Origin of the sequence: Pseudomonas sp. Leaf59 (assembly GCF_920984685.1) — a bacterium.
Classification (GTDB): Bacteria; Pseudomonadota; Gammaproteobacteria; order Pseudomonadales; family Pseudomonadaceae; genus Aquipseudomonas.
The window spans coordinates 25114-39861 of record NZ_CAKLBR010000016.1; the positions used below are offsets into that span (position 1 = coordinate 25114).

Annotated in this window: 13 protein-coding genes and 1 pseudogene; 4 read left to right on the forward strand and 10 right to left on the reverse strand. The window is 63.2% G+C overall.

Features of this window, described 5'->3' with window-relative positions:
* Positions 1 to 186: 186 nt before the first annotated feature.
* Positions 187 to 396: pseudogene (locus LUB09_RS17020) on the forward strand (terminase); the annotation flags it as partial.
* 9 nt (positions 397 to 405) lie between these two features.
* Here LUB09_RS17020 and LUB09_RS17025 read toward each other — a convergent pair.
* The 3 genes from LUB09_RS17025 to LUB09_RS17035 all read right to left on the reverse strand — a co-directional run bounded on the left by LUB09_RS17025 (position 406) and on the right by LUB09_RS17035 (position 2392).
* Positions 406 to 1203 (reverse strand): acyl-CoA thioesterase, encoded by a 798-nt coding sequence (locus LUB09_RS17025; RefSeq protein ID WP_231423114.1) that lies wholly within the window; start codon positions 1201 to 1203, stop codon positions 406 to 408.
* 110 nt (positions 1204 to 1313) lie between these two features.
* A complete protein-coding gene (locus tag LUB09_RS17030) occupies positions 1314 to 2075 on the reverse strand; it encodes a CHAD domain-containing protein (protein WP_231423115.1) in 762 nt (253 codons plus the stop codon).
* Positions 2076 to 2113: 38 nt separating this feature from the next.
* On the reverse strand, positions 2114 to 2392 hold the full coding sequence (locus tag LUB09_RS17035; RefSeq protein ID WP_003238638.1) for a hypothetical protein: 279 nt from the start codon (positions 2390 to 2392) through the stop codon (positions 2114 to 2116).
* A gap of 218 nt (positions 2393 to 2610) precedes the next feature.
* On the opposite strand from LUB09_RS17035, the gene LUB09_RS17040 reads away from it, so the two are divergent.
* Complete coding sequence (locus LUB09_RS17040) at positions 2611 to 3648, forward strand: patatin-like phospholipase family protein (protein ID WP_057009638.1); 1038 nt, start codon at positions 2611 to 2613, stop codon at positions 3646 to 3648.
* A 46-nt stretch (positions 3649 to 3694) separates the two neighbouring features.
* Here the strand turns inward: LUB09_RS17040 and LUB09_RS17045 are convergent, their stop codons facing one another.
* From LUB09_RS17045 to kdpF, 6 genes are all read right to left on the reverse strand, one after another.
* On the reverse strand, positions 3695 to 4384 hold the full coding sequence (locus LUB09_RS17045) for a response regulator (RefSeq protein ID WP_231423116.1): 690 nt from the start codon (positions 4382 to 4384) through the stop codon (positions 3695 to 3697).
* Between the two features lie 37 nt (positions 4385 to 4421).
* Positions 4422 to 7073: a sensor histidine kinase gene (locus tag LUB09_RS17050; protein ID WP_231423118.1), complete on the reverse strand. Its 2652-nt coding sequence runs from the start codon at positions 7071 to 7073 to the stop codon at positions 4422 to 4424.
* Positions 7074 to 7362: 289 nt separating this feature from the next.
* On the reverse strand, positions 7363 to 7908 hold the full coding sequence (kdpC, locus tag LUB09_RS17055; RefSeq protein ID WP_057009635.1) for a potassium-transporting ATPase subunit KdpC: 546 nt from the start codon (positions 7906 to 7908) through the stop codon (positions 7363 to 7365).
* A 33-nt stretch (positions 7909 to 7941) separates the two neighbouring features.
* Complete coding sequence (gene kdpB / locus LUB09_RS17060; protein WP_209980427.1) at positions 7942 to 9999, reverse strand: potassium-transporting ATPase subunit KdpB; 2058 nt, start codon at positions 9997 to 9999, stop codon at positions 7942 to 7944.
* A gap of 11 nt (positions 10000 to 10010) precedes the next feature.
* Complete coding sequence (gene kdpA, locus LUB09_RS17065) at positions 10011 to 11705, reverse strand: potassium-transporting ATPase subunit KdpA (RefSeq protein WP_231423120.1); 1695 nt, start codon at positions 11703 to 11705, stop codon at positions 10011 to 10013.
* A 9-nt stretch (positions 11706 to 11714) separates the two neighbouring features.
* Positions 11715 to 11804, reverse strand: coding sequence for a K(+)-transporting ATPase subunit F (gene kdpF / locus LUB09_RS17070; RefSeq protein ID WP_003218754.1), 90 nt, complete (start codon positions 11802 to 11804; stop codon positions 11715 to 11717).
* Positions 11805 to 12200: 396 nt separating this feature from the next.
* Here kdpF and eat point away from each other — a divergent pair, with 396 nt between their 5' ends.
* Both eat and LUB09_RS17080 read left to right on the forward strand, forming a co-directional pair.
* Positions 12201 to 13565 (forward strand): ethanolamine permease, encoded by a 1365-nt coding sequence (gene eat, locus LUB09_RS17075; protein WP_209980423.1) that lies wholly within the window; start codon positions 12201 to 12203, stop codon positions 13563 to 13565.
* 111 nt (positions 13566 to 13676) lie between these two features.
* Positions 13677 to 13844: a DUF2897 family protein gene (locus LUB09_RS17080; RefSeq protein ID WP_069665401.1), complete on the forward strand. Its 168-nt coding sequence runs from the start codon at positions 13677 to 13679 to the stop codon at positions 13842 to 13844.
* Between the two features lie 7 nt (positions 13845 to 13851).
* On the opposite strand, the gene LUB09_RS17085 is transcribed toward LUB09_RS17080, so the two are convergent.
* Positions 13852 to 14700: an urea carboxylase-associated family protein gene (locus LUB09_RS17085; RefSeq protein WP_231423123.1), complete on the reverse strand. Its 849-nt coding sequence runs from the start codon at positions 14698 to 14700 to the stop codon at positions 13852 to 13854.
* Positions 14701 to 14748: the final 48 nt, after the last annotated feature.

The window sequence follows — 14748 nt, forward strand, 5'->3', positions numbered from 1 at the left end:
TTCTGAGTGACCGATGGCAACCTCACGTTCCTGGTACACATGAACGACCATGACTGCGTCATTTGGGCCTGAAGACAGCTTACTCATGTCGTCTATGACCCCCATAGCCAACCCCAATTCGCCGCGCCCGCCCTGCCCCACCTAAACTCTGCCCATGTTGTTTAAACGGACAGAGGATTTACCATCATGGGCAAACGTCATCCTGATTTCCCCGCCTGGCAATGGCGCAACGACCCGCAAAACCAGCAACATGCCACTCACCAGGCGCTGCAGTTGATCGCTGTGCCGCTGTTTATCACCGGCTTTCTACTGATCGCTTCGGGTGTGTTCAGCACCAGCCTGGCCAGTGTTGCCGTGGGTGTGGTCGGGATTCTGGCAGGTATGGGGTTGCAGCGTCGCTGAGGGTCAGGCGAACACGGTCACTGTCTGGCGGCTGATGGCGATCAGTGCGCCGTTCGGACTCCAAAAGGCGGCGGCGGTGTGGCCGTAGCCGTCGCGGGCATGTTCGATGGTGACGTGGTACTGGCACCAATCGAGGGTGGTGAGGTCCTGCAGGGGTTGAATGAACTCGATGGTCCAGGTGAGTGAACTGCCCGGTGCCGGTTGGCTCAGGTGCGGGAGCAAGGCCGGCGGCCAGGCGTCGACCAGTGCGAGGATATGCGCTTCGGTCAGGGGCTCCTCTTTCACGTCGCCACGCAAACGAATCCAGCCGCCCATGGTGCGGGATTTCTGACCGCTGAACGGCAGGCCGCCCACGGTCCAGCGCATCGACATGTGCCGCATGAACTCGGGGGTGACGCCCTTGATGTAGGGTAAATCCTCGCCTTCATCCCAATGTTTGAACACCGGTGCCGGTTCGCTGGCCACGTCAATTTCCGATACGCGGGAAGCGCCGAAACTGGCCTGCACCAAGGTCGCGACGTCGCCGTTCTGCACCACGCGACCGAGCAATTGGCTGACGGCCTTGCCTTCACGCAACACTTCGACTTGATAGCTGGCCGACACATCCGGCGCCACTGGCCCCACAAAGGTGATGGCCAGGGAGCGCAACGGCCGTCCGGCCGGCACCTGGGCAATCATCGCTTCGTATAGCAGCGCGGCAACCAGGCCACCGAAGCTGGCGCGGCCCTGGCCCCACTCGGCGGGGATGGTGACATCCAGCGGGTTGCGACGAACTGCGTCGATTAAATCACTAAAGCGCATGGCAGCCTCATATCAGGAAAATCGATCGACGCATCTTAACTATCACGCCTTTAAGGTACAGCGCCTGTTACTGCCAAAAACCGGACCTGCAGACGCGGGCGAAACGCGGCTCAGAAACAATCGGCGCGCAGTTTATCCAGCACGCGATCAGCCTGCGCCTCGGCCTTTGTCATGGTGGTATGCCAGACCGGCACGCAGGGAAGCAGGTCAACCTGCTGTTCGGCCTGGGCCAGCCACTGCCAGCAATCATGCCAATCACCCAGGGCGCCCTGGGCTTTTTTCAGACGCGATAAGGCATTCGCCGGTAGCTTGTCCAACTCGGGGTAAGCCTCGGCCGCATAACGCACGCGCTTGATCAACAGCCGCAGGCGGTGGCGATCGTGGCTCGGATCGTTCAGCGCATCGCCCAGCTTGCGCCACTGCCTGACCAGGCGCTTCTCGATAAGCGAACGCAGGCCCTTGAGCAATTTCTGACGCTGGGCGGCACGAATAAACCGTGGGAATGCATCGAGAATCTGCAGCAGGTGCGCGAGCTCCTGGCTTTGCGCCACCTGACGATAGGCGTCCGGCTGCAGACGCAGCCGACGCTCTGCAGCCGCTTGATACCCTTGCTGATGCAAATACGCCGCCAGCACCTCGCGGTCGCGTAGCGGCGTGGTCAAGCGGCCCACCGTGCCGGCCGCCAGCTCAAGCTGCTCGACACCCGGCAACTCACGCAACGGGCGCAACAGACTGCGCAGGCGGCGCACGGTGGTGCGCAGGTCGTGCAGGGCTTCATCGTCGGTGACGGCGGCAAGGCGAGCCTGGCAGCTCAGCAACCCTACTTCCAGGCTTATGACCTGGGCGACTAACTGATCAACCAACGCTGGCATCCTGTCCTCCCTTTTCGATGAAAACCCTGTTTAACCGATCAACGTCCGGCGCGTGACTCACGAATATAGAACCGCGCTTTTTCGGCTTTATTGGAGCAGCCCTCGAACGCTTCGAATTGCTGCTGGGTCTTGGCGCCCGTCAACAGCGACAAAGCCTTGGAGTAACTGACAGTGCCGGCAAAACCTTCGGCCTTGGCCAGATCCAGCTCTTTCCAGGCGGCATCTAATTGCGACCCGCAGCTGTCGCGGTAAGCGGTTTTACCAGCGCAACCGGCCAGGGCCAACAGGATCACGGGCACACACATCCAGGCTTTCATCAATGACACCTCAAAATAAGAAAAACAGTCGTACGCTGTAGACGGTGCCTACGAAGAAAAGTGCCTTGTAGGACGGCCTGTAACGTGAAGCGCTGATTGCCAAAGCATACCCTAGCCCCGTCGCTATTCTGGAGAACTATTGTGAAGCAGCCGCGACGATTGAAGCGGCCCCCTCAATGGGTGCATTGTGGGCACCTGTTTTGTGTAGGACAGGGACTATGAAGAAACGTGTTGCCTTGGTGTTGGGGTCCGGCGGGGCCCGGGGTTACGCCCATATCGGTGTGATCGAGGAAATCGAACGACGCGGCTATGACATCGCCTGTATCGCCGGTTGTTCCATGGGCGCGGTAGTGGGCGGGATCTACGCCGCCGGCAAGCTGGACGACTATCGCAACTGGATCGAAAGCCTCGACTACCTCGATGTGCTGCGCCTGGTGGACGTGAGCTTTCGCCTGGGGGCGATTCGTGGCGAGAAAGTGTTCGGGCAGATTCGCAAGATCGTCGGCGAGATCAATATCGAAGACCTGCGCATCCCCTACACCGCCGTCGCCACCGACCTGACCAACCAGCAGGAAATCTGGTTCCAGGAAGGCTGCCTGCACCAGGCCATGCGCGCCTCGGCGGCAATCCCCAGCCTGTTTACCCCGGTGATGCAGGGCAACCGCATGCTGGTGGACGGCGGCCTGCTCAACCCGTTGCCGATCGTGCCGGTGGTGTCGAGCCATTGCGACCTGATCATCGCGGTCAACCTCAACGCCACCAACCAGAAGCACTACCATTTGCCGGTGATCCAGCGCCCGCCGGCGTTCAAGAGCCGCTTCAACAGCCTGGCCAAATCGCTCGGTTCGCACTTGCCGTTTCGCCGCAAGCAGGCCGAGCAGTTGATGAAACTCGAGCAGGAAGCCCTGCAGGCCCATGCGGCGGAAATCAACCCGTGGCTGGAGTCGGCCGAGCCCGAATCCCAGCAGCCCGCCGCCGCGCCGGAAAAACCCGGCGCACCGAAGTCGGCCACCGGCTCGTTCATTATCGATAACGTCGGGCCAGCGTCGCTGCTGGACTTGATCAACCAGAGTTTCGAAGTGATGCAAACATCGCTGGCGCAGTACAAGATCGCCGGGTACCCGCCCGATGTGCTGATCAACGTGCCCAAGCGGGTGTGTCGTTTTTTCGAGTTTTACAAGGCGCCGGAGTTGATCGCGCTGGGGCGGGAGATTGCCAGCGATACGTTGGATCGGTATGAGAGTGAACAGGGTTGAGAGTGGCGGCTTGCCCGCGAAGAGGCCAGCCCAGACACAACGGCACTCAGTTGCTTAGCAACCGATACCCCACCCCCGGCTCCGTCAGGATAAATCGCGGCTGGGTCGGGTCATCCGCCAGTTTCTGCCGCAGGTGCCCCACCACGATACGCAGATAGTGGCTGTCCTCGGTATGGGTCGGGCCCCAGATGTCCTTGAGCAGTTGCTGCTGGGTGATCACCCGCCCCGGATGGCGCGCCAGTTGCGCCAGCACCGCGTATTCCTTGCGGGTCAACGCCACTTCGACGCCGTCGAGCAATACCCGGCGATAGGCGAGGTCCACGGTAAGCGGGCCGAAGCGCAACGCGGCCTCCTGAGCCTCGCCCGCCGGCGCCTGACGCAACAACGCGCGGATACGGGCAAGGAATTCCTGGATGCCGAACGGTTTGGTCACATAGTCGTTGGCGCCACCGTCCAGGGCTTCGACTTTCTGCCCTTCACTGGCGCGGACCGACAGCACCAGCACCGGCACCGTGGACCATTCGCGAAACTCGCGCAGCACCTGTTGGCCGTCCATGTCCGGCAGGCCGAGGTCGAGCACCAGCAAGTCCGGCTTGTTCAGCGCCGCCTGGGCCAGGCCCTCGGTGCCGGTGCCGGCCTCAATCACTTTGTAGCCCTGGGAAGCCAGGCTGATGCGCAGAAACTTGCGAATCTGCGGCTCGTCATCAATGACCAAAATCGTCGCGGTCTGGCTCATGGTGTCCAATCATAAATCGTCGAGAACACAGGGTATCTCACGCCTCACGCTCCAGGCCAGGCTGGGCCGGCAGAGGCAGAAACAAGGTGATGCAGGTACCGCGTCCGTCGATGCCATCGGCCACGCGGATATGCCCGCCGTGCGCGCCAACCATACCCTGACAGATCGCCAGACCGAGGCCCGTGCCCTGCCCGCCCCGATCACCGCGGGCGGCGGTATAGAACATGTCGAAAATCTTCGCGCGTTCATCTTCGGGAATCCCCGGCCCCTCATCAGCCACGGCGAAAAACAGCTGATCGTCCGCGACGCCGGCGCTCAACTGCAAGCGGCCTTGAACCGGTGAAAAGCGCGCGGCGTTTTCCAGCACGTTGACCAGCGCCTGTTCGATCAGCGCCGCGTGCACATACAGCAACGGCAGCTCCGCTGGCACCTCGGTGATCACCTGCAACGGCGCCAGCACCGCGCGCAGACGGCCGAGGGCGCTGCCGGCGATATCGCCGGGCGACACCCAGTCGCGCGCCAGCTTGAGTGCGCCGTGCCCCAGTCGGGTCATGTCGAGCAGGTTCTGGATATAGCGGTCCAGGCGCTCGGCTTCATCGCGGGTGCCTTCCAGCAGTTCGCGGCGATCGTCCAGGGGAATCGCTTCGCCGAGCGCCAGCAGGCTGTCGATGCTGCCGCGCATGGAGGTCAACGGCGTGCGCAAGTCGTGGGACACCGAGGCGAGCAAGGCGCTGCGCAGTTGTTCGGTTTCGCCATGCAACCGCGCCGATTCGAGCTCCTGCGCCAACTGCGCGCGGGCCAGGGCCTGCGCCAGCGGTTGGCTCAAGGCCGTGAGCAGGCGTCGACGCTGGCCGCTCAGCTCAAGGCCCGGCTTGGCACTCACGCCGAGCAAGCCCAACGGACCTTCTTCGCCCGACAACGGCCACCACCACCAGCGCCCAAACGGCAAGGTGCCAGTGCCCCGGCCTGCCGGCTGGTCATGTTGCCAGGCCCAGTCGGCGGCGGCGCGCTCGGCTTCGGTGAACGTCAGCGGGCCACCGGTTTCGACCGTCCAGCCGCCCTGCCCGTCGCGGTTGACCAGACACAGATCGAGGTCGCTCCAACCCTGCAGGTGCAGGGTCGCCGCGCTGATCACCGCCTGGCGATCGGTGGCGGCGGTCAGCTTGCGGGACAGGTCCAGCAGTTCGCTGGTTTCTTCCTGGGTATCGCGCAGCGCCTGCAATTGCTGGCGCTGCCGCGCGGCCAGGTTGCCGGTGAGCGCGGCCATCAACAGGAAGAACAACAGCGTCAGCACGTCTTCTTCACGCTGGATGGCGAAAGAGAAATTCGGCGGAATAAACAGAAAGTCGTAAGCCATGAAGGAGAGCGCGGCACACACCAGCGACGGCCCAAGGCTGCTGCGCACCGCCACCAGCAACACCGCGGCAAGAAACACCAGCGAGATGTTCGGCAACGGCATCACGCTGGACACCCCCCAGGCCACGGCGGCCGCCACCAAAGTGGCCACCACTGCCAGGGCGTAATCGAACCAGCGCAGCCCCATCACCTGCGGCAAGCGCGGCGGCGCGGGCAACTCGTCGCTGTCGAGCACGTTGATTTCCAGCCCCCGCGCCTGGCGCAACAGGCGTGCGGCCAGCCCCCCCCCCAGCAGCCGGCGGCGCCAGCGCATCCGCGACTGCCCCACCAGCAGCAGGCTGGCTCGACGTTCGGCGGCGTGCTGGATCAACGTCCTGGCCACCTCGCCGGCGCGCAACAACACCACCTCGCCGCCCAGGCGCTCGGCCAGTTGCTGCGCGTTTTGCAGACGCAGGCGCGACTGCTCATCCCGCGCCCGGCCTTTATCGATATGCACCAGGCTCCACGGCAAATGCCGGCGCTGGGCCACGCGACTGGCATGGCGCACCAGACGTTCGGCCTGCGCGTCGCCGTCCACGCCCACCAGCAAGCGGCCACGCACCGCCGGTGCGGCCTGGCCGAGTTGGCGATAGCCCTGGGCCAAGTCATCGTCGACATGGGCGGCGGCGGTTTGCATCGCCAACTCGCGCAGGGCCATCAGGTTGGTCTGGGTAAAAAACGCATCGATGGCGGCGCGGGCCTGTTCCGGCACATAGACCTTGCCGTCGCGCAGGCGCTCAAGCAATTCACGGGACGGCAGGTCGATCAGCAGCAGTTCGTCGGCTTCCTGCAGCACCCAGTCCGGCAGGGTTTCACGCACCTGCACGCCGGTGATGCCGCGCACTTGATCATTCAGGCTTTCCAGGTGCTGGACGTTGACTGTGGTGAACACGTCGATACCGGCCGCGAGCAACTCCTGAATATCCTGCCAGCGTTTTTCATGACGGCTGCCGGGCGCATTGCTGTGGGCCAGTTCATCCACCAGCACCAATGCGGGCCGGGCCGCGAGCAAGCCGTCGAGGTCCATTTCTTCGAGCATCACGCCGCGGTATTCGCTGCGCAGCAACGGTTGCTGCGGCAGGCCGCCGAGCAAGGCCTCGGTCTCGGCGCGGCCATGGGTTTCGACCACCCCGGCGATCAGTCGCACGCCCTGGCGCAGTTGGGTATGGGCGGCCTGGAGCATGGCGTAGGTCTTGCCCACACCGGGCGCGGCGCCGAGGAAAACTTTCAGTCGGCCACGGCCATCCCGGGGCAGATCGGCTAACAGGGCGTCGGCGCGGCCGGAGTCGCTCATGCTTCAGGGTTCCTTCAGGTGTTTATGGAGGGGCTTTTACGGCCTTATCGCGGGAAGCCCTAATGCCGTTCAGTTAAGCGCAGATTCCCTGTGGCGAGCAGGCTTGTCCTGCGTTGGGCTGCGCAGCAGCCCCAAAGCCAGGCGCTGAGCCGTATCAGGTACACCGCGTTTTGCTCGATTGGGGGCGCTTCGCACCCCAACGCGGGGCAAGCCCGCTCGCCACAATAAGCCCACACATTTTCCTTAACTGAACGGCATTAGGGCTTGCCCGCGATCACGGCGGCGCTGCCTACAACTTTTCCAGGGCCATGTTCAGGGCCAGGACGTTCACCACCGGCGGGCCCACCAACGGGCTTTCGATGTGTTCATCCAGCAAGCGCTGCAGGGTCGCCACCGGCACATTTCGCGCCGCGGCCACCCGCGCCAGTTGATAGGCAATCGCCGGCGGTGGCAAGTGCGGATCCAGGCCGCTGCCGGAGGTGGTCAACGAGGCCAGCGGCACCGGGCCCTGGCCTGGCACCTGCTGCTTGGTCGCGTCGTCGAACACACGCGTCGCCAGCGCCGGGTTGCTTGGGCCCAGGTTACTGGCACTGCTGGATACCGTGGCGAAAGCCCCGGCCGAAGGCCGTGGGTGGAACCAGCCATCGCCGGTAAAGTCCTGGGCGATCAGGCTGGAGCCGCGCACCTTGCCGCTGGCATCGCGCACCAGACTGCCGTTGGCCTGGGCGGGGAACGCCACCTGGGCCACACCGGTGACCACCAGCGGATAGGCGACGCCGGTGATCAGGGTCATCAGCACCAACAGGCTCAAAGCCGGGCGGATCATGTTAGTCATGGTCAAATCCTCATTAAGTCGGGAAGGCGAGCGTTACACCAGGTGCAACGCCGTCAGCAGCATGTCGATCGCCTTGATGCCCACGAACGGCACCAGCAGGCCGCCCAGGCCGTAGATCAGCAGGTTGCGCCGCAGCAACGCCGCCGCACTCGCCGCCTGCACGCGCACACCGCGCAGGGCCAGGGGAATCAGCACTACGATGATCAGCGCGTTGAACACAATCGCCGAAAGGATCGCGCTCTGCGGGCTCTGCAGGTGCATCACGTTGAGCACGCCCAACTGCGGGTAGATCGCGGCGAACAGCGCGGGCAGGATGGCGAAGTACTTGGCCACGTCGTTGGCGATGGAGAACGTCGTCAGCGCGCCTCGGGTCACCAGCAATTCCTTGCCGATCTGCACCACGTCCAGCAGCTTGGTGGGATCGCTGTCGAGGTCGACCATGTTGGCCGCTTCACGGGCGGCCTGGGTGCCATCGTTCATCGCCATGCCAACGTCTGCCTGGGCCAGCGCCGGAGCGTCGTTGGCGCCGTCGCCGCACATGGCAACCAGGCGCCCGTCATTTTGCTCGAGGCGGATGCGCGCGAGTTTTTTCTCCGGGGTGGCCTCGGCCAGCACGTCGTCCACGCCGGCTTCGGCGGCAATCGCGGCGGCCGTCAGCGGGTTGTCGCCGGTGACCATCACAGTGCGGATGCCCAGCTTGCGCAGCTCGGCGAAGCGCTCGCGGATACCAGGTTTGACCACATCTTTGAGGTGGATCGCGCCGAGCAGTTTGCCGTCGGCACACACCAGCAACGGCGTGCCACCGCTCTGGGCGATCTTGTCGATTTCCCGCGAGAGCGCCGGTAACAGGTCACTGCGTTGCAAACCGATAAACGCCAGCAACGAATCCACCGCGCCTTTGCGAAATACGCGGCCCTGGTAGTCGACACCGGACAGGCGGGTTTCGGCACTGAACGGTACGGCGGTCAATTCATCCAGCGACGGTTCGGCCTGGGGGTGCAAGGCGCGCAGGTATTCGACGATGGATTTGCCCTCCGCCGTGTCATCCGCCAGGGACGCGAACAAGGCACCTTCGGCCACCTCGCGGCCACTGACGCCTGGCGCGGCGACCACCGCCGAGCACCGGCGGTTGCCGAACGTGATGGTGCCGGTCTTGTCCAGCAACAGCACATGCACGTCCCCCGCCGCTTCCACGGCGCGGCCGGACTTGGCGATCACATTGAGGCGCACCAGACGGTCCATGCCGGCGATACCGATGGCCGACAACAAACCGCCAATGGTGGTAGGAATCAGCGTCACCAGCAGTGCGACGAGGAACACCAGGGGCAAGCTGCCATTGGCAAAGTGGGCAAACGGCTGCAGGGTGACCACGACCATCAGGAAGATCAGGGTCAGCCCGATCAGCAGGATGTCCAGTGCCACCTCGTTAGGGGTTTTCTGGCGCTTGGCGCCTTCCACGAGGGCAATCATGCGGTCCAGGGTGGATTCGCCGGGGTTGGCGGTGATGCGCACCAGCAGCCAGTCGGACACCAGCCGCGTATTGCCGGTGACGGCCGAACGGTCGCCGCCGGATTCGCGGATGACCGGGGCGGATTCGCCAGTGATCGCGGCTTCGTTGACTGCGGCGATCCCTTCGATGACTTCACCGTCGCCGGGGATCATTTCGCCGACGACCACGCGCACCACGTCGCCCTTGCGCAGGCTGGCAGCGGGTACCATCTTGAAGGTGCCATCGGCCTCTTTGCGCCGTGCGCCGAGGCCTTCACTGCCGGCCTTGAGGCTGTCGGCGCGGGCCTTGCCACGCCCTTCAGCCAGCGCTTCGGCGAAGTTGGCGAACAGCACGGTGAACCACAGCCACAGCGCAATCTGCGCGGCGACAAAGGTGGGCACAGCGGTGTCGGGCACGAAGCACAGCACGGTGGTGAGGATGGCCGTCAATTCGACCACCAGCATCACCGGCGAGCGTTGCAGTTGCCGTGGGTCGAGCTTGACGAAGGCCTGGACCAGCGCCGGGCGCCACAGCGCGGAGATTGCGGTTTTGGCGGGTTCCTGGGGTTTGACCGGGGCCGCGTTGTTTGCAGGCATATTCATTTTCATATCCCTCAGAAGCCCATGCTCAGGTGTTCAGCGATAGGGCCCAATGCCAGCGTCGGCAGGAACGTCAGGCCGCCCACCAGCAAAATGGTCACAGTCAACAGGGTCACGAACAGCGGGCCGTGGGTGGGAAAGCTGTTCTGGCCAATCGGCGCGGTCTTCTTCATCGCCAGGCTGCCGGCCAGGGCCAGTACCGGGAGGATGTAGCCGAAGCGGCCGATCAACATGCCCAGGCTCAGCATCAGGTTATGGAATGGCGTGTTGCCACTGAAGCCGCCGAACGCCGAGCCGTTGTTGGCACTGGCCGAGGTGTAGGCGTAGAGCAACTGGCTGAAACCATGGGGTCCGGGGTTGCTGATTGCACCGGCTGGGCCTGGCAGGCTGGCGGCGATGGCGCCCAGCACCAGTACGCCAACCGGCATCACCAGCAGGGTCACCACGAGCAGTTGCACTTCCTTGGCCTGGAGTTTCTTGCCCAGGTATTCAGGCGTGCGGCCGATCATCAGGCCGGCGAGGAAGACTGCGATCAGCACGTTGAGCAGCATGCCGTACATACCGGCGCCGACGCCGCCGAAGATCACTTCGCCGACCATCATGTTGACCAGCGCCACCATGCCGCTCAACGGATTGAGGCTGTCCTGCATACCGTTGACCGAACCGTTGGACGCCGCCGTAGTCGTCACCGACCAGAGCACGGTGCCGGTGGTGCCGAAGCGCGCTTCCTTGCCTTCCAGCGGTGCGGTCTGCTCCACGGCGGGGTTGTTCAAGGTGGGGTTGGGCTGGTATTCGGCCCACAGCGAGGTCGCGCCACCGATCAGGAACAGCGCGAGCATGCAGCCGAGGATCGCGCGGCTCTGGCGCAGGTCCTTGACGTAGTGGCCGAAGGTGAACACCAGCGCCACCGGAATCAGGATGATCGCCGCCAGCTCGAACAGATTGGCCCAGGCGGTCGGGTCCTCGAACGGGTGCGCCGAGTTGACGCCGAAGAAACCGCCGCCGTTGGTGCCCAGTTGCTTGATCGCAATCTGGCTGGCCGCAGGACCGAGCGGAATCACTTGATCCACGCCTTGCATTGTCACGGCATCGACGTAGTGGGCGAAGGTTTGCGGCACGCCCTGCCACACCAGGAACAGCGCCAGCACCAGGCACAACGGCAGTAGGCCGTAGAGGGTGGCGCGGGTCATGTCGACCCAGAAGTTACCCAATGTCGCGGTGGATTTGCGACCGATCCCACGGCAAAGAGCGACGAGGACTGCCAGCCCCGTGGCCGCACTGACGAAGTTCTGCACGGTCAGGCCGGCCATCTGGCTGAGGTAGCTCAGGGACGCCTCACCGCTGTAGGACTGCCAGTTGGTGTTGGTCATGAAACTGACCGCCGTGTTGAGGGCCAGCGTCCACTCCTGACCCGGCAGTTTCTGCGGATTGAGCGGCAGGTAATCCTGAAACAGCAGGATCGCGAACAACAGCAGGAAACCCGCGAGGTTGAACGCGAGCAAGGCCAGCGTGTATTTCTGCCAGCTCTGTTCCTGTTGGTCATCCACGCCGGACAGGCGATAGCAGGCTTTTTCCACCGGCCCCAGCACAGGGGTCAGCCAGGTGCGCTGGCCTTCCATCACCTTGTAGTAAAAACGCCCGAGCAAGGGTGCCGGTACCAACACCACGGCAAAGAAGGCAATGATCAGCCAATAGTCATAACTGTGCATGCCCAACTCCTAGTTCCGATCCGCGCGTAACAGCGCAACCAGCAGATAAATGAACAGCGCCACGGCCAATAGCAGTGACACCCCGTCCAGAACGCTCATGGAAGTCTCTCCGTTGTGCGGCGAGTGCCGCGTGTGGGGCAATTGTCCGCAGGAGTGGTGTAAAGGAACGAGAGCGAGGGCGTGGGCGGGGCGTAAAGACGGCGTAAAGAGTGGGTTTATGCGGGGTTTACACCGCAGGTTTGCATTGCTTGAACGGGCCTCATCGCGGGCAAGCCCGACTCCCACATTGGAATGCGGTTGACTGTGGGAGCCGGGCTTGCCCGCGATGGCGCCAGCCAAGGCACCACTGCACCTGCCTGGTGCAGTGGTGAGTATGTTCAAACACCAAACCGTCCCCGATACGACGGATGCGCCACTTTACGACCATGATTTTCATGCTGGCATGCCCGCTGCAACACCTTGAATCATTCCAAACCGTTCAAGGAGCGCAGCACAATGAACACACACCTCAAACCCACCTTGGGCACCCTGCATTTATGGGGTATTGCCGTCGGGCTGGTGATCTCCGGGGAATACTTCGGCTGGAGCTACGGCTGGGGCGTGGCCGGCACCCTCGGGTTCCTGGTGACGTCATTGATGGTCGCCGCGATGTACACCTGCTTCATCTTCAGTTTCACCGAACTCACTACCGCGATTCCTCACGCTGGCGGCCCCTTTGCCTACAGCCGCCGCGCCTTTGGTGAAAAAGGTGGTTTGATCGCCGGCCTCGCGACCCTGATCGAATTCGTATTCGCGCCACCTGCCATCGCCCTGGCCATCGGCGCCTACCTGAACGTGCAGTTCCCGGCCCTGGACCCGAAACACGCGGCCGTCGGTGCCTACATCGTGTTCATGGGCCTGAACATCCTTGGCGTGAAACTCGCCGCCACCTTCGAACTGGTGGTGTGCGTACTCGCCGTCGCCGAGCTGCTGGTGTTCATGGGCGTGGTCGCCCCCGCATTCAGCTTCAGCAACTTCGCCCTCAATGGCTGGGCCGGGTCCGATACGTTTGGCGCACCGGCGATTGCCGGGATGTTTGCGGCGATCCCCTTCGCCATCTGGTTCTTCCTCGCCATCGAAGGTGCGGCCATGGCGGCCGAGGAAGCGAAAGACCCCAAGCGCACCATTCCAAAGGCCTACATCAGTGGCATCCTCACCCTGGTGATTCTGGCCATGGGCGTGATGTTCTTCGCCGGCGGTGTGGGTGACTGGCGCACCCTGGCGAACATCAACGACCCGCTGCCCCAAGCCATGAAAACCGTAGTGGGCGACCACTCCGGCTGGCTGCACATGCTGGTGTGGATCGGCCTGTTCGGCCTGGTGGCAAGCTTCCACGGCATCATCCTCGGCTACTCGCGGCAGTTCTTCGCCTTGGCGCGCGCCGGTTACCTGCCCTCCTTCCTCGCCAAACTGTCGCGTTTTCAGACACCGCACCGCGCAATCATCGCCGGCGGCGTAGTCGGCATCGCGGCCATCTACAGTGATGGCCTGATCAACCTCGGCGGCATGACCCTGACCGCCGCGATGATCACCATGGCCGTGTTCGGCGCCATCGTCATGTACATCATGAGCATGCTCAGCCTGTTCAAACTGCGCAAGACCGAACCGCTGCTGGAGCGCACCTTCCGCGCGCCGGGCTATCCACTGGTGCCCGGCATCGCACTGGTGCTGGCCGTGGTATGCCTGGTCGCGATGGCCTGGTTCAACACGTTGATCGGGCTTATCTTCCTCGGCTTCATGGCCGTCGGCTTTGTGTACTTCCAATTGACCGCACAAGACCGCGCCGATGCGCCGGCGGACGCAATGCTGACCGGCCTATAAGACGTGGGAGGCAGAACGGGCCTACACTGAACTACTCAGAAAGCCCGTCACTCAAAGCAGTTATTACCGTGGGAAAATTCTCCCACGGCGATCTGCCTCAAGGAGAGCGTTATGCCGTGGTATGCGTGGTTGATTATGGTAGTAGCGATCGGGTCGATCGTCGGTGGCCTGATGATGCTGCGTGACAGCGCCAACAAGGTGGAACTCACCGACGAACAACGCAAGCGCGTGGCCCAGCGCAATGCGCAAGCGGATGCCAAGGACGCGCAGGACCGCTGAACCGGGTTTACTCCCACTCCGCCCTGGCAATATGCAAACCGTGCTGACCTTTATAGGCAGCACGTTCCGGCTGGCTCCAGCCGCTCAGCAGCTCATCCTCCAGCCTGTAGATCTCGACACCCAACGGACGACACACCGTCAGCGGGTCCTGCGCCTGCGGGCCCCACATCGGCAACGACAAATCTCCACCCGGGCACGTCGATAGCGCGCACAACAGGTCAATCTCGGCGAAAAACTCAAGGTAGTCGCCCTTCTGCGCCGGGCAGGCTTTCATGAAATACAGGTCATCGTGATTAAGCCCGGTGCACTGGAAAATATTCAGCACGTCGTGCACGTCGAATTCTGTCAGGCCGTGGGGCAATATTGCACGGGTCAGGTTCGAGTGGCAGTGATGATGGAAATCCTCGCCGGTCAGCATGCGGTTTACATAGGGATCGCAACGCGTGCCGAGCAGATCGTGCAGGCGGCCACCGTGTTCATCGATACCGTAGCCGGCCAGGCTGTCGTCGGTGATGGTGACCAGAGGCCTTAGAAAGGGCAGGTTCGACCATAGCCGGTCGTGGGTGCTGACGTGGGCGCCCTGCAATTGACGGGTGCGTGCCGCCCACAGGCGCTCGCGCGGGTCGTGGGCGTTCCAGAAGTTGAAGTCGCCTACTTGCGGGCCTACCGGAGTGGTGACACGGAAGACGTGACCGGCGGGGACGTTCCATGCGCGTCCTGTGCGGATTGGGACTTCGAAGTGGTTGATCAGGGTGCGCAGGTCGGCACGATTGCGGATTCGTTCGTAGAAGGCGATGTCGACCTGCAGCGCGGAGCCTTTGCTGACCTGGTAAGCGGGTGGGTAGTTTTTGTACATGATGGACGCCTCGACTTGGGAATTTTCTGCATAAGAGATAATCACCAT

Excerpts from the sequence above, each read along its gene's own strand:
- LUB09_RS17025 (WP_231423114.1), bottom strand. The coding sequence starts at position 1,203 with ATGCGCTTTAGTGATTTAATCGACGCAGTTCGTCGCAACCCGCTGGAT.
- LUB09_RS17030 (WP_231423115.1), bottom strand. The coding sequence starts at position 2,075 with ATGCCAGCGTTGGTTGATCAGTTAGTCGCCCAGGTCATAAGCCTGGAA.
- LUB09_RS17035 (WP_003238638.1), bottom strand. The coding sequence starts at position 2,392 with ATGAAAGCCTGGATGTGTGTGCCCGTGATCCTGTTGGCCCTGGCCGGT.
- LUB09_RS17040 (WP_057009638.1), top strand. The coding sequence starts at position 2,611 with ATGAAGAAACGTGTTGCCTTGGTGTTGGGGTCCGGCGGGGCCCGGGGT.
- LUB09_RS17045 (WP_231423116.1), bottom strand. The coding sequence starts at position 4,384 with ATGAGCCAGACCGCGACGATTTTGGTCATTGATGACGAGCCGCAGATT.
- LUB09_RS17050 (WP_231423118.1), bottom strand. The coding sequence starts at position 7,073 with ATGAGCGACTCCGGCCGCGCCGACGCCCTGTTAGCCGATCTGCCCCGG.
- kdpC (WP_057009635.1), bottom strand. The coding sequence starts at position 7,908 with ATGACTAACATGATCCGCCCGGCTTTGAGCCTGTTGGTGCTGATGACC.
- kdpB (WP_209980427.1), bottom strand. The coding sequence starts at position 9,999 with ATGAATATGCCTGCAAACAACGCGGCCCCGGTCAAACCCCAGGAACCC.
- kdpA (WP_231423120.1), bottom strand. The coding sequence starts at position 11,705 with ATGCACAGTTATGACTATTGGCTGATCATTGCCTTCTTTGCCGTGGTG.
- kdpF (WP_003218754.1), bottom strand. The coding sequence starts at position 11,804 with ATGAGCGTTCTGGACGGGGTGTCACTGCTATTGGCCGTGGCGCTGTTC.
- eat (WP_209980423.1), top strand. The coding sequence starts at position 12,201 with ATGAACACACACCTCAAACCCACCTTGGGCACCCTGCATTTATGGGGT.
- LUB09_RS17080 (WP_069665401.1), top strand. The coding sequence starts at position 13,677 with ATGCCGTGGTATGCGTGGTTGATTATGGTAGTAGCGATCGGGTCGATC.
- LUB09_RS17085 (WP_231423123.1), bottom strand. The coding sequence starts at position 14,700 with ATGTACAAAAACTACCCACCCGCTTACCAGGTCAGCAAAGGCTCCGCG.